General features: G+C 36.9%; 21 protein-coding genes. 8 read left to right on the top strand and 13 right to left on the bottom strand.

Annotated features, from left to right (window positions below; all coding sequences use genetic code 11):
* A partial coding sequence (locus tag ASU31_RS21720) for a RecQ family ATP-dependent DNA helicase (protein ID WP_157258203.1) occupies window positions 1–1,124 on the bottom strand: 1,124 nt, incomplete at its 3' end.
* 91 nt (window positions 1,125–1,215) lie between these two features.
* Here ASU31_RS21720 and ASU31_RS21725 point away from each other — a divergent pair.
* Together ASU31_RS21725 and ASU31_RS21730 are read left to right on the top strand one after the other, a co-directional pair.
* Window positions 1,216–2,184, top strand: a complete 969-nt coding sequence (locus tag ASU31_RS21725; RefSeq protein ID WP_057934364.1) for a KpsF/GutQ family sugar-phosphate isomerase — start codon at window positions 1,216–1,218, stop codon at window positions 2,182–2,184.
* 15 nt (window positions 2,185–2,199) lie between these two features.
* The gene (locus ASU31_RS21730) at window positions 2,200–3,291 is read left to right on the top strand and encodes a mannose-1-phosphate guanylyltransferase (RefSeq protein WP_057934365.1); all 1,092 of its coding nucleotides are present in this window, start codon (window positions 2,200–2,202) and stop codon (window positions 3,289–3,291) included.
* Window positions 3,292–3,430: 139 nt separating this feature from the next.
* On the opposite strand, the gene rlmB is transcribed toward ASU31_RS21730, so the two are convergent.
* A complete protein-coding gene (gene rlmB / locus ASU31_RS21735; RefSeq protein WP_057934366.1) occupies window positions 3,431–4,198 on the bottom strand; it encodes a 23S rRNA (guanosine(2251)-2'-O)-methyltransferase RlmB in 768 nt (255 codons plus the stop codon).
* A gap of 200 nt (window positions 4,199–4,398) precedes the next feature.
* Here rlmB and dnaB point away from each other — a divergent pair, with 200 nt between their 5' ends.
* Window positions 4,399–5,961, top strand: a complete 1,563-nt coding sequence (gene dnaB, locus ASU31_RS21740) for a replicative DNA helicase (protein ID WP_029275163.1) — start codon at window positions 4,399–4,401, stop codon at window positions 5,959–5,961.
* A 602-nt stretch (window positions 5,962–6,563) separates the two neighbouring features.
* Here dnaB and chrA read toward each other — a convergent pair.
* Both chrA and ASU31_RS21750 read right to left on the bottom strand, forming a co-directional pair.
* Window positions 6,564–7,781: a chromate efflux transporter gene (gene chrA / locus ASU31_RS21745; RefSeq protein ID WP_057934367.1), complete on the bottom strand. Its 1,218-nt coding sequence runs from the start codon at window positions 7,779–7,781 to the stop codon at window positions 6,564–6,566.
* A gap of 37 nt (window positions 7,782–7,818) precedes the next feature.
* Window positions 7,819–8,154, bottom strand: a complete 336-nt coding sequence (locus ASU31_RS21750) for a tetratricopeptide repeat protein (RefSeq protein WP_057934368.1) — start codon at window positions 8,152–8,154, stop codon at window positions 7,819–7,821.
* Window positions 8,155–8,285: 131 nt separating this feature from the next.
* Between ASU31_RS21750 and ASU31_RS21755 the strand changes: the two genes are divergently transcribed.
* From ASU31_RS21755 to ASU31_RS21775, 5 genes are all read left to right on the top strand, one after another.
* Complete coding sequence (locus ASU31_RS21755; protein WP_057934369.1) at window positions 8,286–9,023, top strand: electron transfer flavoprotein subunit beta/FixA family protein; 738 nt, start codon at window positions 8,286–8,288, stop codon at window positions 9,021–9,023.
* An 80-nt stretch (window positions 9,024–9,103) separates the two neighbouring features.
* Window positions 9,104–10,072 (top strand): electron transfer flavoprotein subunit alpha/FixB family protein, encoded by a 969-nt coding sequence (locus ASU31_RS21760; RefSeq protein WP_057934370.1) that lies wholly within the window; start codon window positions 9,104–9,106, stop codon window positions 10,070–10,072.
* 71 nt (window positions 10,073–10,143) lie between these two features.
* Entirely contained in the window at window positions 10,144–10,758 is a 615-nt protein-coding gene (locus ASU31_RS21765; protein ID WP_029275168.1) for a bifunctional nuclease family protein, read from the top strand.
* A gap of 187 nt (window positions 10,759–10,945) precedes the next feature.
* Entirely contained in the window at window positions 10,946–12,325 is a 1,380-nt protein-coding gene (locus ASU31_RS21770) for a nucleoside permease (protein WP_057934371.1), read from the top strand.
* A 9-nt stretch (window positions 12,326–12,334) separates the two neighbouring features.
* Window positions 12,335–13,453, top strand: a complete 1,119-nt coding sequence (locus ASU31_RS21775; protein WP_057934372.1) for a DUF3667 domain-containing protein — start codon at window positions 12,335–12,337, stop codon at window positions 13,451–13,453.
* A gap of 214 nt (window positions 13,454–13,667) precedes the next feature.
* Here the strand turns inward: ASU31_RS21775 and ASU31_RS21780 are convergent, their stop codons facing one another.
* The 9 genes from ASU31_RS21780 to ASU31_RS21820 all read right to left on the bottom strand — a co-directional run bounded on the left by ASU31_RS21780 (window position 13,668) and on the right by ASU31_RS21820 (window position 22,040).
* On the bottom strand, window positions 13,668–14,957 hold the full coding sequence (locus ASU31_RS21780) for a citrate synthase (RefSeq protein WP_057934373.1): 1,290 nt from the start codon (window positions 14,955–14,957) through the stop codon (window positions 13,668–13,670).
* A 133-nt stretch (window positions 14,958–15,090) separates the two neighbouring features.
* On the bottom strand, window positions 15,091–15,621 hold the full coding sequence (locus tag ASU31_RS21785) for a DUF3347 domain-containing protein (protein WP_057934374.1): 531 nt from the start codon (window positions 15,619–15,621) through the stop codon (window positions 15,091–15,093).
* A 95-nt stretch (window positions 15,622–15,716) separates the two neighbouring features.
* The gene (locus tag ASU31_RS21790) at window positions 15,717–16,268 is read right to left on the bottom strand and encodes a hypothetical protein (protein ID WP_057934375.1); all 552 of its coding nucleotides are present in this window, start codon (window positions 16,266–16,268) and stop codon (window positions 15,717–15,719) included.
* Window positions 16,269–16,419: 151 nt separating this feature from the next.
* Window positions 16,420–16,944, bottom strand: a complete 525-nt coding sequence (locus ASU31_RS21795) for a hypothetical protein (RefSeq protein WP_057934376.1) — start codon at window positions 16,942–16,944, stop codon at window positions 16,420–16,422.
* Window positions 16,945–17,059: 115 nt separating this feature from the next.
* On the bottom strand, window positions 17,060–17,989 hold the full coding sequence (gene miaA, locus ASU31_RS21800) for a tRNA (adenosine(37)-N6)-dimethylallyltransferase MiaA (RefSeq protein WP_057934377.1): 930 nt from the start codon (window positions 17,987–17,989) through the stop codon (window positions 17,060–17,062).
* Entirely contained in the window at window positions 17,989–18,771 is a 783-nt protein-coding gene (locus tag ASU31_RS21805; RefSeq protein ID WP_057934378.1) for a hypothetical protein, read from the bottom strand. The genes miaA and ASU31_RS21805 overlap by 1 nt, the downstream gene beginning before the upstream one ends.
* A gap of 54 nt (window positions 18,772–18,825) precedes the next feature.
* A complete protein-coding gene (locus tag ASU31_RS21810) occupies window positions 18,826–19,188 on the bottom strand; it encodes a hypothetical protein (RefSeq protein ID WP_057934379.1) in 363 nt (120 codons plus the stop codon).
* A gap of 52 nt (window positions 19,189–19,240) precedes the next feature.
* Window positions 19,241–20,335, bottom strand: a complete 1,095-nt coding sequence (locus ASU31_RS21815; RefSeq protein ID WP_057934445.1) for an MBL fold metallo-hydrolase — start codon at window positions 20,333–20,335, stop codon at window positions 19,241–19,243.
* 148 nt (window positions 20,336–20,483) lie between these two features.
* The gene (locus tag ASU31_RS21820) at window positions 20,484–22,040 is read right to left on the bottom strand and encodes a SusD/RagB family nutrient-binding outer membrane lipoprotein (protein ID WP_057934380.1); all 1,557 of its coding nucleotides are present in this window, start codon (window positions 22,038–22,040) and stop codon (window positions 20,484–20,486) included.
* Between the last annotated feature and the right edge of the window lie 8 nt (window positions 22,041–22,048).

A 22,048-nucleotide genomic window follows, 5' to 3' on the forward strand; every position in this document is an offset into this window, starting at 1 on the left:
CCAGATTCAGCATAATCGATCACTTCTTTTAATATCTGTGTGCCAATTTCGCGTTCCGAAACTGGTTTATCTTTCATAAATTTAGCCAGCTTGTCTACGTCTTTTTGAGCGTAGAAAGCAATACATACGCCTTCGCCACCATCACGTCCGGCCCTACCAGTTTCCTGGTAATAACCCTCCATACTTTTAGGCACATCATGGTGAATCACAAAACGAACATCGGGTTTATCGATCCCCATACCAAAGGCGATGGTTGCAACAATAACCTCAGCATCTTCCATCAAAAATTTATCCTGTGTTTCGGCCCTAACCTTTGGATCTAATCCCGCATGATAAGGCAATGCACTAATTCCATTTAAATTTAATGCTTCTGCCACTTCCTCAACCTTTTTACGGCTAAGGCAGTAAATAATCCCGGATTTGCCCGGATTAGATTTGATATACTTAATAATTTCTTTGGTAATGTCTCTTTTAGGGCGGATTTCGTAAAATAAGTTGGGCCTGTTAAATGACGATTTAAACAACGTTGCTTCCGTCATTCCAAGATTCTTCATAATATCCTGCTGTACTTTTGGCGTAGCAGTTGCAGTTAGTGCAATAATTGGAATGTTATTTCCTAATCCTGCAATAACCTGTTTAATCTTACGGTATTCTGGCCTGAAATCGTGCCCCCATTCAGAGATACAATGCGCTTCATCAACGGCAACGAACGAGATTTTAATCAGATTTAAAAATTCAATATTATCCTGCTTCGCCAGAGACTCTGGCGCAACATATAATAACTTAGTCTGACCGCTTAAAAGATCAGATTTAACTTGAGTAATTTCAGATTTATTTAGGGATGAATTAAGAAAGTGAGCAATACTGTCATTTCCGCCAAAAGCCCTTAATTGGTCTACCTGGTTTTTCATCAATGCAATTAGCGGAGAGATTACAATTGCTGTCCCCTCGCTCATTAAAGCGGGTAACTGATAGCAAATGGACTTCCCTCCGCCTGTTGGCATAATAACAAACGTGTTATTGCCTTCTAAAATATTTGTAATGATCGACTCCTGATCACCCTTGAAATTGTCAAACCCGAAGAAATTTTGTAGGTTATCAAATAACGACTTTTTCACGTCCATTTTGTGTAATAAAATATGCGATGCTATTTTTGTATCCAAAATAACATAATTTTACAAGAATTTCAAGTATTAACAGACAATTATTTTCTCTTTGAAAAGTAAAAAATCAATTATCCAATCAGCTGTAAGCACATTAGAGCTTGAGGCAGCAGCAATATTAAATGTTGCAAAGAATATTAACAGCGATTTTGAAAAAGTCGTATCAAGCATTTTACATGGCAAAGGACGGGTAATAGTTACTGGTATAGGAAAGAGTGCAATCATAGCGCAAAAAATGGTAGCTACTTTTAATTCAACAGGTACTCCTGCTATTTTTATGCATGCCGCAGACGCTATTCATGGCGATCTGGGGATGATCCAGTTAGACGATATTGTAATCTGCCTCTCAAAAAGTGGAAATACGCCAGAAATAAAAGTGCTTACCCCCTTGTTAAAAACATCTGGCAATCTTCTAATTGGGATGGTTGGAGAGTTGAATTCTTTTTTAGCCGAACAAGCCGATCTGATTTTGAACACTTCTTTCGAAAAAGAAGCTTGTCCGCATAATTTGGCACCCACTACCAGTACAACAGCGCAATTGGCATTGGGCGATGCCTTAGCCATTTGTTTGTTGGAGTGCAGAGATTTTAACGAATCCGACTTTGCGAAATATCACCCAGGCGGGGCATTAGGCAAAAAGCTCTATTTAAAAGCCCGGGATTTAGCTTTGTCTAATGAGAAACCTTCCATACACCCATCCGCATCGGTTAAAGATGTGTTAATAGAAATTAGCAAAAACCGTTTGGGTGCTGTTGTTGTTGTTGATAACGACGACAGGGTGCTTGGTATCATTACGGATGGTGATATTAGACGGATGCTAGAAAATAACAATTCTATTGCAAACTTAAAAGCTGAAGATATAATGGGCAGAAAGCCAAAGAGCATACAATTTGATGCTTTAGCGGTTGATGCCTTAGATATTATTAAGCAAAATAACATTACACAGTTGCTAGTTCTAGAACAAAATACTTACTTTGGCATTATCCATTTACACGATCTCCTTAACGAAGGCATAGTGTAATTTTTAAAATAAAAAATGAATAAAGATTATTATGCATTGATTATGGCCGGTGGCGTCGGAAGTCGCTTTTGGCCAGTAAGTAGAACAGAATATCCAAAACAGTTTATCGATTTTTTCGGTGTTGGAAAAACCTTGATTCAAAGTACTTACGAAAGATTTCTAAACATCTGTCCTCCTGAAAATATATTCATCGTTACCAACGAAATTTATTCAGATTTAATTAAAGAGCAATTACCGCAGTTAACAGATAACCAGATTTTGGCTGAGCCTTTAATGAGAAATACAGCCCCTTGTGTTGCTTACGGAAGTTTAAAAATAGCCGAGTTAAACCCTAATGCGACAATTGTTGTTGCGCCTTCTGATCATACCATCGCAAATATTGATGGTTTTATAGCATCTATTGAGCAATCTTTAGCGGCTGCCTCGAAAAACGATTGTTTAATCACTTTAGGTATTAAGCCAAACCGCCCGGATACGGGTTACGGTTATATTCAGCATACAGATTACGTACTCAATACCGATACTGATCTGCATAAAGTTAAAACCTTTACCGAAAAGCCAAATTTAGAATTGGCAAAATCATTTTTGCAGAGCGGCGATTTCTTGTGGAATGCAGGGATCTTTATCTGGTCGGCTAAGTCGATACTAAATGCTTTCGAGAAACACCTTCCAGATATGTACGAAATATTTAATGTTGGTAGATCTGAGTTGAACAATGCCGGCGAAAAAGAATTTATCAATAATGCTTATTTCCAATGCACCAATATTTCAATAGATTTTGGGATTATGGAAAAAGCAGAAAATGTTTATGTCCTTCCATCCGATTTCGGCTGGTCTGATTTAGGAACCTGGGCCTCTATTTATGAGATGGCAGAAAAAGACTATGTGGGCAATGCCGTTATCCCTTCAGAGCAGGTGCTGATGTTCGATTCATCGAACTGCATGGTAAATGTTCCTAAAGATAAATTGGTTATCCTACAGGGGCTGCACGATTACATTGTTGTAGAAAACAATAATATGCTGATGATCTGCCCAAGAAATGAAGAGCAAAAAGTTAAAGAGTTTGTTGCGGAGGTTAAATCGCGTTTTGGCAATAAATTCATCTAAATAAATGTAAGATGGATGATGTAGCATAGTTTTCATCATCCATTTTATATTCCTAATCTTATTCTATTGTGAGGAAGACACCCCGTGGGACGTACTTATCGATACGATATTAATTCCCTCCTCCCTTTTACATCTAATATCAGACCGTTCTCTGTCTAACAGCCTCGTATAATATTACCCCGGCAGCTACTGAAACATTTAACGATTCAATTTTTCCGGCCATTGGTATTTTAGCCAGGTGATCGGCTACCCTTAAAAGATCGTTAGAAATTCCTTCATCTTCCGATCCCATTACAATTGCAGTAGGCATGGTATAATCTGGTGCATAAATAAAATCGCTGGTTTTTTCGGTACAGGCTACTATCTGCAGACCACTTTCTTGTAGAAATAAACAGGTTTTGTGCAGGTTAGCATGGCGACAAATCGGGATGCTGAATAATGCACCTGCGGATGTTTTAATTGCGTCAGCATTGATCTGTGCAGCATTTTTTAAAGGAACTACAATGGCGTGTACCCCTACGCAGGCAGCCGTACGTGCAATTGCACCCATATTACGCACATCGGTAACACTATCTAAAACCAAAATTAATGGCACCTCGCCTTTTTCGAAAACGGTTGGAATAATATCTTCAATATTCTGATAGGTAATCGGCGAAATAACTGCAATTACACCTTGATGGTTTTTCTGCGACATGCGATTCAACTTCTCAATCGGTACCGAGTTTAAAGGAATCAAAGTATCTTTTAAAAGGGCTTTTAATTCTAAAAAAAGATCGCCGCCCAGACCGCGTTGCTGGTAAATGGTTTCAATGTCTCTTCCTGCTTTAACGGCTTCTATTACGGCCCTGATGCCGAATACAAACTCATTATTCTCTTTTGCGCGTTGCGGTCTTCTAAAATTATCCATGTTTTGAAATTGTTAGGCAAAAGTATTCAAATAAAATGTTTTAGCCCTAAACAATGTGCTCCTTATTAACATTTAATTGTTTAAAAATTTATATGGCATCATAAATCCAATAAAATTTAATCTGATTATGCTTCAATTTGTTAACAAACAGCTAGTAACTAATTCGAACAACCACATCAAAATTTGATTACTTTTGTGGAATGAGTATCGATAATGAACAAGGCGGAAAGAACAGTATAACTGCTAGAAAAAGCAGGTTAAGTAATACTATAAGTTCACAGGGGAAAATTCCCCCTCAGGCATTAGATCTTGAGGAAGCAGTTCTTGGAGCGTTAATGCTCGAAAAAGATGCACTTTCTGCTGTAATTGATGTTTTGAAACCTGAGGTGTTTTATAACATTGCCCACCAGAAAATTTTTGAAGCAATTCATATTCTATTTCAAAAATCGCGACCGGTTGATATTTTAACAGTAACAGCAGAACTGCGGACATTAGGCTCTTTAGAAATGGTTGGTGGTGCCTACTATATTACCAACTTAACCAATAGAGTTGCTTCAGCAGCGAATATAGAGTTTCACGCACGTATTATCTCTCAGAAATATATTCAGCGTGAACTGATCAGAATCTCAACCGAAATCATTACAAATGCCTACGAAGATACGACTGATATTTTCGATCTCTTAGATCAGGCAGAAAAGGGACTTTTCGAAATTGCCCAGAATAACCTGCGCAGGGATACACAGAAAATGGACGATATCATTAAACAATCTTTAGCCACGCTTGAAGAACTTCGTACCAAAACCGATGGTTTAACTGGTGTGCCAACTGGTTTTACAGGACTAGATAGAATAACTGGTGGTTGGCAAAAGCAGGATTTAGTAATTATTGCTGCACGTCCGGCGATGGGTAAAACGGCTTTCGTACTAACCTGTGCAAGAAACGCCACCGTCGATTTTGCAAAACCAACGGTAGTATTCTCGCTAGAGATGTCGTCAGTTCAACTGGTTAATCGTTTGATTTCTGGGGAAGCAGAAATTGAGCAGGAAAAAATCAGAAAAGGAAATTTACAGGAATGGGAATGGCAGCAATTACACAGTAAAATTGGCCGTTTAACCGAAGCTCCCCTATTAATTGATGATACGCCTGCACTAAATATTTTTGAGTTCAGGGCAAAATGCAGAAGATTAAAATCACAATACGATATTCAATTGGTAATTGTCGATTACTTGCAGTTAATGCATGGTAAAGGCGAAGGAAAAGGCGGTGGTAACCGTGAGCAGGAAATTGGTAGTATTTCGAGAGCACTAAAATCGGTTGCAAAAGAACTCGATGTTCCGGTGCTGGCACTATCGCAGTTAAGTCGTGCGGTAGAGAGTAGACCAGGTTTGCAGGGAAAACGGCCTATGTTATCCGATTTACGTGAGTCGGGTTCAATTGAGCAGGATGCGGATATGGTATTATTCTTGTACCGGCCTGAATATTACGGCATTACCGAGGATGAACAAGGAAGATCGCAAGCGGGTATTGGTGAGGTTATCATTGCAAAACACCGTAACGGTGAAACCGGGATTGTACCACTTAAATTCGTAGGTAAATTTGTGAAGTTTACGGATTTGGAGGAAGACTTTAATGCGCCGCCAAGTTCATTTGCGGCTGATCCTTCAGCTGGTATGTACCCATCACAGGATTTTGAAAAACAAAGCAATGTGATTATCCGCCCTTCAAAAATGGACGATTATAATGATGATGATCCACCGTTTTAGGAATTAGTAATCTGGCTGTTATTAGTAACAAAACTCAGTTTTATTTTTTAGCATAAAGGTTTAGCTTTTTTGAAGTTTGCTCCTGCTTTTATGTTATGATATTTTTTGCCCTTCTACTTGGCTACCATTGACAGCCCCTTAAGGTAGTCGTCTTTCCCGCGCAGGCGGGAATCTTAAAGCGCTCGCTATTAGCGGTAAAATTGCTTCCCCGAAAGGTCGGGACAGGCTGTCGGCTGAAAATACCTTCTCGCAATGACGATAATCTGAGGAGATTTAATCTTTTAAACTCCTGTCATTAATATAGATTTGTATACCATAAATTACCCCTTAGGGCGACAAAGAGAATCTCCGCTTCAATCGGGACTAAAAACTATGAGCACTGGCATAGAAAAGCGAGCCTAGTAGCAGGGAACCAAACAATCTAAACCCGATAAAACGAATGCTCCCGATTTAAGTACTGTATATTTTGTTTTTTATTGTGTGCTTGCTTGTTTCACAGGTTTCATCGGAGCAGCAGTGATAGCGGGACTGCATTAACCTATATAGTACTGTAATTGCTTTTCAAATTATAGTTAAGATTCCAAAACCTTCATCTGTTATTACTAAAATAAATATCCAATTAATATACCTGCTAATACAATAACAGGTGGACTAACTTTAGTAAAATTTAACAATAAAAATGTAGCGATCATTATCCCTAAAAATATCCAGTTAAAGCCCATTGGTATTAACAGGAGCACAAAAGCAGCAATAATAAATCCAACGCTAACAGCATTGATTCCTGAAAGGCTGTGACGGATCCGTGAGATCTTTTTCAGATCGTCCCAAAACGGTACAATAAATAGAACGAGGATTAGTCCAGGTAAGTTAATGCCGATAACCCCGATCAATCCTCCTAAAATTTGGCCCCATAATCCGTAACCAAAATTCTTCATGCTTAATGCACCTAAATAACTCGTAAAAGAAAATGTTGGACCAGGTAAGGCCTGCTGTAATGCAAAACCTGATAAAAATCCAGATGAAGGTAAATAATGTTTCATCTCTACAAACTCGGTAAACATCAAAGGAACAAGTACTTGTCCGCCTCCAAAAACCAATATTCCGTTACGGTAAAAGTTTTCGAGCAAACGAATCGGTAAACTAAAGGGCGAAGTTCTGTTTATAATTGCACCTACCAAGGCAAATAAAAGCAAAGCACCTAGAAAGTAAACCAGTTTTTTAGGATTGATATTCGAAAAAAGTTTAACCCTTAACTCTGTTTCCTCTTTTGGTGTTTCGATGGCTGAAGAGATCATTCCGCCTATCAGTATCGACAATGGAAACACATAAGCATTTCTTAAAACTAATGTGGCAATAACCGAAGCAATGGCAAGGAATATAGAAACCTGAGAGGATAAAACCTTTTTACCAAGTTTCCATGCACCATACGCTACAATACCCAGTGCAATTGGCTGGATATATTGTAAAATATCGTTAAATTTTTGTTTTTGATCCAGTAAAGCATAACTGATTGCAGCAAAGGTCATTATGGTTGCTGTGGGCAAAATCCAGATCAGGAAAGTAACAATGGCCAGTTTAAGTTTTCCAACTTTCCAGGCTATCCCAACCAAGGTTTGGGTGGATGCTGGTCCGGGGAGTACCTGCGCCAGTGCATTTAACTCTAAAAGTTCTTCCTCTGAGATAAATTTAGTGCTCTGAACAAAGTATTTAAGCAACAAAGCCAGGTGTGCCTGTGCGCCTCCAAAAGAAGTAAATGTAAAAAAGATTACGTTTCTAATAAATAACCACTGTTTTTTTGCAGCTATAGGTTTTATTTGCATTTATAGTTAAACTAAAAGCCCCTTTAGGGGTTTGGGGTTAATCGTCTTCATAATCTAATCCGGCAGCTGTATTATATGCCCCCTGTAATTCAGAAAAAGCATGCATGTCTCTTTTGTTGCGTGCTACTTCCATACCCTTCTGATAAATGGCTATGGCTTTCTCTTTTTGATCATCTTTTTCAAGCAATTTCCCCAAATGGTAATAAGTACCAACATAATCGGGGTGTTTATCCGTTAACTGAAGGTAAAAAGAATAAGCCTTTTCCTTATCATTTTGTGCGTTATACTCTGTGGCTAAGGCATATAGTATAAAAGGATCGTTAGGATCGCTTTCTAAAAATTCTAATAACTTACTTAAACGGGTTGATGACATTTTATTTCCTTGCTTTTTTAATTAAATTTGCAGAAAGACCTTATATAATAAACACATAACATATGAAATTATCATGAGCTAAAAATTTCGGCTTGCGATAGCTTCATAGCAATAAAAACCACTATTAACATATGAAAATATTAGTTTGTATCAGTAATGTGCCAGACACAACGACAAAAATAACTTTTACTAATGATAATACCGAATTCAATACGTCCGGAGTGCAATATATTGTTAATCCATATGATGAAATCGCATTATCAAGAGCAATTGAATTAACCGAAGGCGGTAAAGGAACGGTAACGGTTATTAATGTAGGCGAAGCGGGCAACGATCCAACCATTAGAAAAGCGCTTGCAATTGGTGCAGATGATGCCGTTAGGGTTAATGCGGCACCGAGAGATGCCTATTTCGTAGCAAAACAGATTGCGGAATATGCAAAAGATAAAGATTTTAATATTATCCTAACCGGTCGCGAGTCTATCGATTATAATGGTAATCAGGTTGCTGCTATGGTTGGTGAGTTTTTAGACATACCATCTATATCGATTATCAAAAAATTAGATGTTGATGGTGATACAGCAACGATTGAAAGAGAAATCGAAGGCGGTAAAGAAGTGCTAACCGTTTCAGGTAAGTTTATTGCAAGTTGTGCTGAAGGTGTGGCAGAGCCAAAAATCCCGAATATGCGTGGTATCATGAGTGCCAGGACAAAACCATTGGCCGTTGTTGATGCAGTTGCTATCGAAGAGGTAACGAAGGTTACGAAATACGAAACCCCTGCTCCTCGCGGAACGGTTAAGTTAATTCCTGCCGACCAAACAGAATCGTTAATTGGTTTACTTCACAGTGAAGCTAAAGTAATCTAGCCCCTAAATCCCCTGAAGGGGACTTTTAAAATAACTAAAAAATTAAATTTTACTAAAATCCTTTAAAGGAAATAAATTATATGTCAGTATTAGTATATGTAGAACAAGCTGAGGGGAAATTTAAGAAATCTGTATTTGAAGCCGTATCTTATGCCAAAGCCATTGCCGATCAACAATCAACTAATTTAACCGCAATTTCTATTGGCGATGTAGCCGACAGCGAATTAAAGGAATTAGGTAAATACGGTGCATCAAAAGTACTAAACGTAAGTGCCGATCAATTAAAAACCTTTGTAAACCAAGCCTATGCAAGTGTTATTGCTGCAGCAGCAGAAAAAGAAGGTGCCGATATTGTAGTTTTATCTAACTCTTTCTCTGGTAAAGGTTTAGCCCCGCGTATTGCAGTAAAACTTAAAGCGGGTTTAGCTGATGGTGCAGTAGAATTACCGAGTACAGATGGTAAATTTTCGGTTAAGAAAACGGCTTTCTCAGGCAAAGCATTCGCGATTACCGAATTAACATCGGCCAATAAAGTAATTGCTTTAAATCCAAATGCTTTTGGCGTTAAAGAAAATGCTACAGATGTGGCAATAGAGACCTTTACTGCTGATGTTAAACAATCAGACTTAGGAACTGTTATTAAAGAAATTGTTAGGGCAACTGATAAAGTTTCATTACCTGATGCAGAATTGGTGGTTTCGGCTGGCAGAGGTTTAAAAGGACCAGAAAACTGGGGAATGATTGAAGAATTAGCCGGTTTGTTGGGTGCTGCTACAGCGTGCTCTAAACCGGTATCGGATGCAGACTGGAGACCACATTCAGAACACGTTGGTCAAACTGGTATTGCCATTAGCCCTAACCTTTATATTGCTATCGGTATTTCCGGTGCTATACAGCATTTAGCTGGTGTTAGTTCATCAAAAGTGATTGTGGTAATCAACAAAGATCCAGAGGCGCCTTTCTTCAAAGTGGCCGATTATGGTATTGTTGGCGATGCTTTTGAAGTTGTACCCAAATTAATTGAAGCATTAAAAGCACATAAAGGATAATTTTTGTCATCCTGAGCCTGTCGAAGGATTAAATTAAATGCTTCGACAAGCTCAACATGACATCGACAAATATGAAAAAAGTAAAATTAGATATTGTAGGTTTATCTTACAGCCAGACTCAATCTGGTGCTTATGCCCTTGTTTTAGGAGAAGTAAATGGACGCCGCCGCTTACCGATTATTATTGGTGCATTTGAAGCGCAGGCCATTGCAATAGAAATTGAGAAAATGACTCCTAGTAGGCCATTAACACATGATTTGTTCAAATCAATGGCTGATACTTTTCATATCAATATTCAGGAAATCATTATATACAATCTGGTTGATGGTGTTTTTTATGCTAAGTTGATCTGTAGCGATGGGAAAAATACTCATGAAGTTGACGCCAGAACATCCGATGCTATTGCTTTGGCCGTTCGGTTTAATGCAATGATTTATACCTACGAATTTATTTTGGCTTCTGCGGGAATCGTAATAGAAGGGAATGATTTTCTTTTTCTCGAAAATATGGATTCTATTGCAAAAGAGCCTGAAGCAGATAGCTTGCCTACCTCAACACAACAACAAGGCTTCGGTGATTTAACATTAGAAGAACTCCAACAAAAATTACAGGAAGCTATTGCCGAAGAAGCCTATGAAAAGGCAGCAAGGTTAAGAGATGAATTGAATAAACGCGGAACATCTTAACGTTGTTGCACATAAAAATGTTTATCTATCAAAATTTGTCTAGATTTTTTCTCAAATCCTTTCTATAAAAAGCTAAATTCTAAGATGAGCCAAATTGTTTAAAATAATTTAGGTTCATTTTGGATTATCATTCAAAATAGTTCTATATTCAGCTTTTACTTTCAATAATTCAAACTAAACTATTATTATGAACGTTAAGTTTCGCTTAACTATAATGAGTTTCATGCAATTCTTTGTATGGGCTGCCTGGTTAATTACGATTGCAAATTATTGGTTCGGAACCAAACAATGGGACGGTGCAGATTTTGGAATAATTTTCTCTACCATGGGCATTGCATCGCTATTTATGCCAACCATAACAGGTATTCTTGCTGATAAATGGATCAATGCAGAAAAGTTATATGCGATTTTACATATCCTTTACGCAGCTACCATGTTCTATCTGCCTCAGGTAGAAGATCCGCATACTTTCTTTTGGGTAATACTGGTGTCAATGTGTTTTTACATGCCAACCATTGCATTAAGTAACTCAATCAGCTATACAACGTTAAAAAACGGCAATTTCGACGTAGTAAAAAACTTTCCGCCCATCCGTGTTTGGGGAACTGTTGGTTTTATTGCCGCCATGTGGCTTACCAATTTAACAGGTAATAAAGCAAGTGCAAATCAATTTTATATTGCTGGTATAAGTGCTTTATTTTTAGGTATATACTCTTTCACATTACCTCCATGTAAGCCTTTAAATTTAATTAGCGAGAAAAAAACATTTGCACAGAAACTAGGGTTAGAATCTTTTAAGCTATTTGCTGATTACAAAATGGCCTTGTTTTTCATCTTCTCTATGTTTTTAGGAGCAGCATTGCAACTAACAAATGCTTATGGTGATGTTTTTCTGGATGAATTTAAATTATTCCCGGTTTTCGCAGAATCTTTTGTAATCAGATACTCTACGATCATTTTATCCATCTCTCAAATATCGGAAACACTGTTTATTCTTGCTATTCCATTCTTTTTGAAAAGATTTGGGATTAAATGGGTAATTGCAATTGCCATGTTTGCCTGGGTATTACGTTTCGGATTATTTGCCTTTGGCGATCCCTCTACCAATTTATGGATGATCATTACCTCTTGTATTGTATATGGTATGGCATTCGATTTCTTTAATATTTCCGGATCACTGTTCGTCGAAACTTCAACCACACCCAAAACGCGGTCATCTGCCCAAGGTTTATTTATGATGATGACTAACGGTTTCGGAGCTGTGTTTGGAAGTTTAGTATCAGGTTGGATGATCAATAAATATTTTACTACCTATTATAGCAGTATCGATTCTTTATCAAAATATGTAAAAAGCGAAGCAGACAATAAACATCTGCTTCAATTTTTGAAAAACAAAGGAATTAGTGTATTAGAGAATGGAAATTTAAGCAGGGCATTAGATGTGAAAGACTGGCATAACATCTGGTTATCTTTTACCATTTATGTTCTGGTTATTGCAATAGTTTTTGTAGTTATATTTAAACACAAACATACCCGAGCAGAAGTAGAAGCCATTAATCATTTATAATTTATTTCCATGTCAGCTGGTAAGTATAGAAAAGAACACAATTGCTTAAACTGTGGCGCTCATGTTGAGAAACATTATTGTAGCGATTGCGGTCAACCAAATTTAGAGCTAAAAGAAAGTTTCTGGGCCTTTATTAGTCATAGCATAGCCCATTATTTTCACTTCGACAATAAATTCTTCCAAACCCTCTCTCCTCTTTTAACAAAGCCTGGTCAGGTTACGCTCGATTATTTAGCTGGCAAAAGAGCCAGGTATATTAATCCGGTGAGTATGTACATCTTCGTATCCATCGTATATTTTTTGGTTGTGTATTCACCAAAACATGTCGAGAAAGATACTCATGAATCAACTAAGATCGAAAAACGAAGAGATGAAAGTATTACCGACAGTGTAAATAAGGCGCTGAAGCTTCCAGGAATACCTAAAAACATTGCAAATAAGGCAACAACATCGATTAATAAAGCAATCAAGAAAAAAGAATTTATAAAACTTGGTTTTGCTGAGCAGGAAAAGGAATTGAACAGGCTTAGAACTGAAAACGTTAAACTAGCGTCTGATTCTATTGCCGATATGATCGAAGATTTTAATGATATCCATGTTGAAAGAAACGATAGCACTTATGCAGCCTATTTAGGAAGGCAAAAGAAATTGCCACCCACTGAGCAAGACAATTGGTATGAGCGGATGATCAAAAAAAGGGCGATCAATATTGGTGAAAAATCTGAAGTAATTCAAGAAACGCTGGAGCATAACCGACCAAAACAATACTTTTTGTTAATGCCTTTATTGGCGCTTTTTATTATGTGGAACTTCAGGAAAAATCATATTTATTATTTAAATCACCTGATTTTTGCCATCCACGGAATGACGGCCTATTTTATTGTGCAGATTTTTACAAATCCTTTAATTAAACATGTTTTTGGTAAGGGGACTATTGTTACCAATATCATTCAACTTGGTGTTGTAGTTTGGATTTGCTGGTATATGTATAATGCTTTGAAAGTATTTTATCAGCGGAAACGTTGGAGCATTATTTTTAAAATGTTTTGGATTATTGTAATGTATTGGATAGCCTTTAATGTATCTGAAGTGATCATGGTTAATTTAATTTATTATGTAGCTACTTAGGCGCTTTATTTGAGATGTCTTCATTTATATAAGACTGGGCTAAATAGAACAAGGGTGTTGACATGGCAGATTAAGATAAATCGTCATTTCTGGACTATTCACTAAACATAGCTTAAAGATCTCTCCGTTTCGCGTCGCTCCAGTCGATAAAAAAATAACCCCATAAAAAAAACCACTCGATACTATCGGGTGGTTTTTTTTATGCTTAATGAAATTATTTTCTATCCTTAAGCTCAACAAATTCTCTATCGGTTTCACCAACATAAATCTGACGTGGACGGCCTATCGGCTCTTTGTTTTCGTGCATTTCTTTCCATTGTGCAATCCATCCTGGTAAACGGCCTAAAGCAAATAGCACAGTAAACATTTCAGATGGGAAGCCTAATGCGCGGTAAATAATACCTGAGTAGAAATCTACATTTGGATATAACTTACGGTCTATGAAGTATTGATCAGTTAAGGCTGCTTCTTCTAATTTTTTAGCAATTTCTAAAATCGGATCATCAATACCTAGGTTTTCTAAGATATCATCGCATGCTTTTTTAATGATTTTAGCTCTTGGATCAAAGTTTTTGTAAACCCTGTGTCCAAAGCCCATCATGCGGAATGGATCGTTTTTGTCTTTCGCTTTTGCAATCCACTTCTCTGTATCACCACCATCAGCTTTAATCAACTCAAGCATATCAATTACGGCCTGGTTAGCACCACCATGTAGTGGTCCCCAAAGTGCAGCAATACCGGCAGCAATTGAAGCATATAAATTACAATCAGAAGAACCTACTATACGTACTGTAGATGCTGAACAGTTTTGCTCGTGATCTGCATGCAGAATAAGCAATTTATTCATGGCATTAACCACAATCGGATTTACATCATAATCTTCTGTACGTTGTCCAAATGTCATCCAAAGGAAATTGGTTACATAATCGTATTTATTTTTGGGATAAATAAGTGGATGACCTAATGATTTTTTATAAACGAAAGAAACAATGGTTGGGAATTTAGCCAAAAGTTTAATAATGGTTAAATCTTGTTCTTCGGCAGTTTGATTTGGTTTTAAGCACTCAGGATAGAATGTAGATAATGAGAAGATTAGCGAACCTAATTGACCCATTGGATGAGATCTTGACGGGTAACCATCAAAAAATTTCTTCATGTCCTCATGGATCAAAGTATGTTTGCTTATGTCAGCCTGTAGATCTTCAAGTTGTTTTTGTGTTGGTAGATCTCCATAAATGATCAGATAAATAACCTCTAAAAAACTCGATTTTGCGGCAAGCTCTTCGATCGAATAACCTCTATATTTTAAAATGCCTTTTTCACCATCTAAAAATGTGATTTTACTCTTTGTAGAACCAGTATTTTTAAAACCAGTATCTAAAGTAACAAAACCTGTTAGATCTCTTAATTTTGAAATATCAATGGCCTTTTCATCTTCTGTTCCTGTAATTACTGGCAATTCTACTGTCTTACCATCAACTTTGATCTCTGCAATATCTGACATATTATTGTATTGTGTTTATAGCTTTCTAAATTATATAAAATTAATATACATGCATAACAAATCTGTTAAATTAATATGAATAATTAGTCAAAATGACGTAACAATCGTGCTTAATTAGATAGGATTTGAAATCTTATTTTGCTTTGATTTCTTCGGCAACTCTCCCACACTCCAACATTTCTTTGCCGTAATAAGGATTTTTAATTTCCTTTTCGGTTGATAACCAGTCGCCTCCATCTCCTTTATTCGCCATCGGGCAATGCTGAACATAAATTGTTCCTTTTTCTATTTCCGCATTCTTAAATAACGCAATTAAATCAGCACTTAAAACCGTGAAATCTTTTCTCTGCGAAACGAGATTATTGCTTGTAGCGATTTTGCCCGCAACAGCTGCAGTAGGCTCACAACCTTTATAGGCAGCCAAACTCGTTTGTAACTGTACGGCAGATTTTTGTGCACTGGCTGAATCTGATTTTACCAATGCATTTTTTAAATCTACATATTGGTTAAAGATTTCAGATTTCTGTTTGTCTTTTATAGAAACCTCATTTTTAACCGATGCCGAATCTGTTTTTGTTGAATCTTTGGTTTCAGCAGATTTTTTTTCTGCCTGGTTACAGGCCATTAAAGCGGTAAGTATTATTAATCCGAATGTTCTTTTCATTGTATTTGGTTTTCGGCTCAAAATAGCAATTAAAATGGTAAATAAATAAAAAAGTCCCGATTTTCATCGGGACTTTAAATTAAATGATGTTCTAATTATAATTTGAAATTATATCCTAATCTCAGATTAAATTGACCGGTTTTCATGAAATAGAGATCAGAAGCACTATTGTTTACGTAACCTTCGTATTTTATTCCAAGATCTAAACCATTTTTCCACTCGTAGCCTAAACCGCCCGTATAAATAAAGTTCATGTTAGCACCATCTTTTATGGCCAAACCCGAACCTAATTCAGTGCTTAAATACATCCTCTCGACCGGAAACACTCTAACACCGCCTAATAAAGGGATAAATTCGAACTTAAGCGGACTTCCTTTCCATTTTAATCTGGTATAACCACCCGAAGCAGTAACGGCCACGTAAGGACTTAAATCATACTGAAGTTTTACATCTGCACCATAGCCGTAATCCATTTCAGACTTGTCTGGAAATAATCCACCGTTTACACCTACGCCGATTTTAAAAGCCATACCGTTTCCTGATGTCATTGGTTCAGAAGAGCCCATAGTTTGTGCCTTTAGATTTGAAGTGCTTAAAATGGCAAGGGCCGTTAATGTCGTTGCAAAAAGTTTAGTAGCTGTTTTCATTTTAGATATTTTAAGTTATTAATTAAGGGTTTAGTTTATATACGGTAAAATATCTATGGTGGATTTTCAAATTTCCATTTTTTCAGAAGGTTATGAAACAAAAAAAGCCCCGACTATTAGTCGGGGCTTTTGATATAAGTTGTGATTAAGCTTATAAACTAAATCCGTATGCTAAACGCAAACCTACATAACCGGTGCTACCGCCATCTCTAGACAAACCTTCATATTTAACACCTAAATCTAAGCCGTTGCTCCATGAATAACCAACAGCTGGAGAATAAACGAATGATGTTCCGCTACCTTCATTGGTACCAAAACCAGCACCCAGCTCGGCTAAACCGTATAAGCCTGAACCAGAATCGTTAAAAAAATATTTAACACCAGCTTTAACAGGGATATATCCAAAGTCTACGCCATCATAAGTTACATTACCTACAGTAAAGTCTTTCGCTAAGAAACGGGTGTAACCAGCAGTTACAGGGATTGATAATTGTTTATCGATATCAAACTGATAACGTAAATCTGCACCAAGGGCTACATTGTATCCGTCACTAGTAGGTATACCACCTATAATTCCTATTCCTAATTTTTGAGAAGATTGCGCGTTAGCATTTGTGGTAAAGAATAAAGCCACGACAGCTGCTGAAGTAGCAATGATTTTAGTAATTGTTTTCATTTTAAGTATTGTTTTTGAGTTAAACTATATGCTGCAACAAACACAAAGGTTGTGCCAAAAGGGCTTTTTTAATACTATATTGGCCATAAACCAACATTTAGATGACCAATAAAAGTTAATTTTCGTTAATTGAAACTTTTTCAATTACTAACTGTTGTAACAGGTTTGTAGGCGCTGATGCATCGAGCCAGATAATCTCAATATTGTCCTTTTCCATTTTCCTGAAAAAGGTATTTTGCCGTTTAGCATATTGGCAAATGGCGGTGCCAAGTTTTAGTTTCAGTTCATCAAGAGTGAATAAGCCATCCAGATAATTCACAATGAATTTATATTCCAATCCATAGAAAACCAATATTTCTTTACTAATGCCTTCTTTAAGCAATTGTGCTACCTCCTCAATTAAACCTGCTTTAAATCTTTGATCGAGTCTTGCTAGAATTTTAGCTCTGGTCACTTCCACTTCATTCTTCAGCCCAAAAATAATGGGCTTAATTTCGGGCCGCTCCACAGTTTCCAGCTTATTATCTTTCAAATATTCTGCTATTTCCAATGCACGGATCAATCTCTTTTTAGAGGATAGATCAACATGATCGCTGCTTTGGCTTTTGTCACTTTGCAATTTTGAAATTAACGCTTCTTTCGATAATAAATTTAGTTGATCTCTTAATGGTTGATTTACGGGAATTGCAGTAAAAGTTTGATTTTGCAAAAGGCTATGGATGTACATTCCTGTTCCACCACAAAGGATCGGTATTTTGTTTTTTTTAGTTATGGTTTCAAAAGCCTGATAAAAATCGTTTTTAAAGGCATCTACATGATAACGTTCGCCAGGTGCTAAAATATCAATGAGATGGTGAGGAATCGTTTTGCCATTAATATGGTACTCTTGTAAGTCTTTCCCAGTACCAATATCCATTTTTCTAAATATCTGGCGGCTGTCGGCACTAATGATTTCTCCATTTACTGCATCAGCAACCTTTACGGCAAGTTTCGTTTTGCCTGATGCAGTTGCACCTAAAATGATGATGAGATTATGCTGATTCATTAAAATTTGAGGATAAACTTTAAACTTCCCGTATTAAACACTTCCGTTGCTAAAACCTGATTATCCTTTTTAAGCTTACGATTTAGATTTTCATCCAGAACATAAAACTGGGGTTCTAAAACTGCCGTTTGTTTAAAACCCAATTTAATATAGGCTTCTCCTGCCGACCAGTCGCGATCTGCGTAAGTCATCAGGTCATTAGGATTATGCATTTCAGCGAAAAAAGCGATCAACTTGCTAAGCCCCCCAGTAATAGAATAACCAGCTTTAACGGCGAACCTGATCAATTCTGCCGATTTATAATTTTCGGTATGGTTCATTTTACGCAGTGCCGAAAAAGTAGCAACCGCTACAAGCGCCTCCTTTTCAAATAAACCGATTTTATAACGGCTGCTTACTGATCCCTGCAAGTGATTTTCAATTAAAAAAGAATCGGCAACGGGTTTAGTAATTTTGAATACTTTGGTTTTTCTACCGTGAATGCGGATATTTTTTCCAAGCAAAGATTTAATTCTCGCTAAAACCTGATCCGGTTTTGATTGCCACAGATCTTCCCAGAGATGAACGAGTTTAGTGCCTTCTTGATGATGTCTTTCCTGCAGCTCAATGAGATCTTGCGGGGTGAACTTATTATTTAAACTTACCAGGTGTACGGCTAATTGATGATCAACCTGTAATAACGAAAATTTATCTTCTAGAGTAAAAAAGCACCCAATTTTGTTATCAGCAAGTGCTAATATCAATTGATTATACCATTTATTATTGGAAGTTTGAATGTTCAATCACCAGAGGGTTAGTTCAGAAAAATATCTGAAGCAAATTTAACCATCAGATTGTTAAATCCATTCTTTTTCTTTAAAGTTAGTATGGATAATTTCTACCAGTGTTTCTACTTCTTTTAGTTTGGAATCATCAAGGGCCGAAATTTTCAACCCCGCTTTGTTTTCACCAAAATCGCTTAAATTATGATTTGTAGTAGAAAACTCATCGGTATTGATTTTAACTTCTACAGCATTCCCATTAATATAAACACCTGTAAAAAAACGTTCGGTTACTTTTTCACCGTTTAATTCAATGTTTTTTTCACTATAAAGATCATAGCCGTTTTCCGAATTTTCGTGTACCGTATATCCGCGGGTGGCATAGGGCTGTATTCCGGCTCTAATGGTCTGAAAAATTTCAACAAGATCAGTTTTCATAATTGTATTTGATTTTAGAATTAAACACCATAGTACAATTATTGTTTAGCTTTTATTCTTCAAGCCACCAATTTTCCGTTGGTAAATATTCATTTAAAATTATTGTTTCACCTAATTTTGGGGTAACCAAAGGAAGCTGCTTAGCTGCTGCAGCTAATACCACTCTTTTTATGGGCTCGTTCCAGGGATGCATGGCTAAGCTAAATTTGCCCCAATGCACCGGCATCAAAACTTTTGCTTTTAAATCGATAGCGGCCTGCACCGTTTCTTCGGGAAACATATGGATGTAAGGCCAATAGGCATTGTACTGTCCACATTCGAGCAAAGCTAAATCGAAAGGCCCAAACTCCTCACCTATTTTGGCGAAGTGTGTATCATAGCCAGAATCGCCTCCTAAAAATAATTGGTAGTTTTCAGTTTTCAATACAAAGGCCGACCAAAGGGTTTGATTTCTTTTAAATTTTCTTCCCGTAAAATGCCTTGCCGGAACCGCTGTTAACTTCACGCTCCTAAATAATGTTAGCGATTCATTCCAGTGCAATTCATTGATCTTATCGGCTTTAATGCCCCATTTTTCTAAGTGTTCTCCTACGCCCAACGACGTAACTATGGTTTTAACTTGTGGTGCAATTTTTAAAATACTGTTATAATCCAGGTGATCGTAATGATCGTGTGTGATCAGCAGGATATCGATATTTTTAAATTCTTCTGCTTTTACAAAGTCTGTACCTAAAAAAGCTTTACTCCCAATAAATGAAAACGGAGATGGAGTTTTGCTAAAAACTGGATCAACCAGAATTCTTAAACCATCTACTTTAATGAGGTAAGATGAGTGCCCAAACCATATAACCTCAGGAGCTCCGCTTTTAGGGTTCCCGTTTAGGTTAGGTTTAATAAAATGAAGTGCTTTATCTGGAACTTTATCAGGGTGTTTTTCGAAAAGAAACGCATTTAAAACCTTAAAAAAGCTTACACCTTCAGGCTGCATTAATGTTAACGATTGATTTTGCAATGCACCGTCCCGATAGTTAGCCAAATGGTGGATTTTTTCCAATCGTAATCCCTTAGGTAAACGGCCAAAAACAGGAAGGTTCGTTATAATGAAGAATGCGATTAAGAAAAAAAGTAAAATGTATACAGCTATCATTTTTTTTAAAATTAATAAAACCAAAGTAGCAATATGATTTTAAAAAAGAAGCTTGAGTTAGATATATGACGTATGGATTACTTGTGGTTTAAAACAAAAAGTTCTCTGCTATTAACGCAGAGAACTTTTTAAGTTGATTAAGAGCGTACTATTTTAAGAGCCACATGGTCTGGTTTACATCATCACTACCTCCATACTGGCTGGCAACAGCAGCCGAAAGGTTGGTCGAATTGTAACTCAGCTCATTCGAAGGATATAGCCACCTTAATGGAAAATTAGTAGAAGGTGAATTCAAATTCGTGGTCGAGTTTAATTTAAATACAGGATAACCTGTCCTCCTGTTCTCAAACCATCCCTGATATTTATTTCCCTGTAAAAAGCTAGCCAAATATTTTTGTGTAATTACTTGTGCAATCTGCTGTTCACTACTACCTGTTAAAGCAACAGTAGCTGGGAAGGCATCAATATACACAGCATCCATTTTCATGTTATGATGATAGTCGGAAAGATCTGGTGTGTACTGAGTTATAAACTTCATAGAATTAGTAATCCCATTTGCATAATAAGTTTGTGCAGTAATACCTGTTATCCAGCCACGTATAGTAGCTTCTGCCAGAATGAACTGTAGGTCCCAATAATTAAAAACGCCTACAGGTTCAGCATTTACTAGATTTACATACCTGATATTGATATCGGTATAATCTTTATTTACCCTTCTGGTCTGCAAACTCGAAAACGAATCTGAAGGCTCTATACTTGGATATGCGGCAATATCAGACTGCGAAACACCAGCGGTAATTTTAACAGGCGATGGTTTAGCGTAATAAAATAGTCTCTTATCATTTGTTGTCTTTAACGGCTCTAACAATACATTGGTTAACATAGTATAATTAGATTTTACAAATGAATTACCAGAACCAGCCGGAACATCGCTCCAAGGATAATTTTGACCAGCTGTTGCGTTGTATGCCAATGCAAAATTATCGTTATAATCTCTCATTAATGGGCGGTTGCTTACAATATCCTTAAAGCGTTCAATTACCTTTAAATCGGCATCGCCTGTTTTTTTATAAAGATTAATGAGCACATGTAACTCAAAACTATTTGTTAATCTTCTCCATTTATCGGTATTACCTGCAAAAATAGGGTCGCCTTCGAAATTTGAACCAGATGCGAATAAGGTGTTGGCTTGATCTAATTCGTTTAATATACCTATAAAGACTGTTTTTTGAGTATCATATTTGGGCTGTAATATCGCATCCGATTCTCCTTTTACAGCTTCGGTATATGGAATATCGCCCACTTGCATGGTTGTCATAAAGAACTGCCACGCCCTTATGAAATGCCCTAATGCCCGATAAGATTTTTTAAGTCCTTCATCAGTTGCGTAATTTTCCATGGGCGTAATATTTCGTAAGAGGGTTATACGGCTAAAATCAGTCCGGCTAATTTTATTGTATTGAAAATTCTCCTGTCCCTCGCCCCAGGTAAGATACTTACCCAGTAAGAATGGCTGCATAAAAGATTTGGTACTGCTGATATCTCCACGTGTGATATTTAATATCATCCCTGTAGCCAGCATAGCCGAGTTTACCTCAGTAGTTGCATTTGGATTGGTATTAATATCCTCGAACTTACTACAACCATTACTTAATAGAGCCAATGCTGGCAATAACAAGCTATATTTTAAAAATTTACTTTTCATAAAATCTT

The sequence above is a fragment of the Pedobacter ginsenosidimutans genome (assembly GCF_001442625.1).
GTDB lineage: Bacteria > Bacteroidota > Bacteroidia > Sphingobacteriales > Sphingobacteriaceae > Pedobacter > Pedobacter ginsenosidimutans.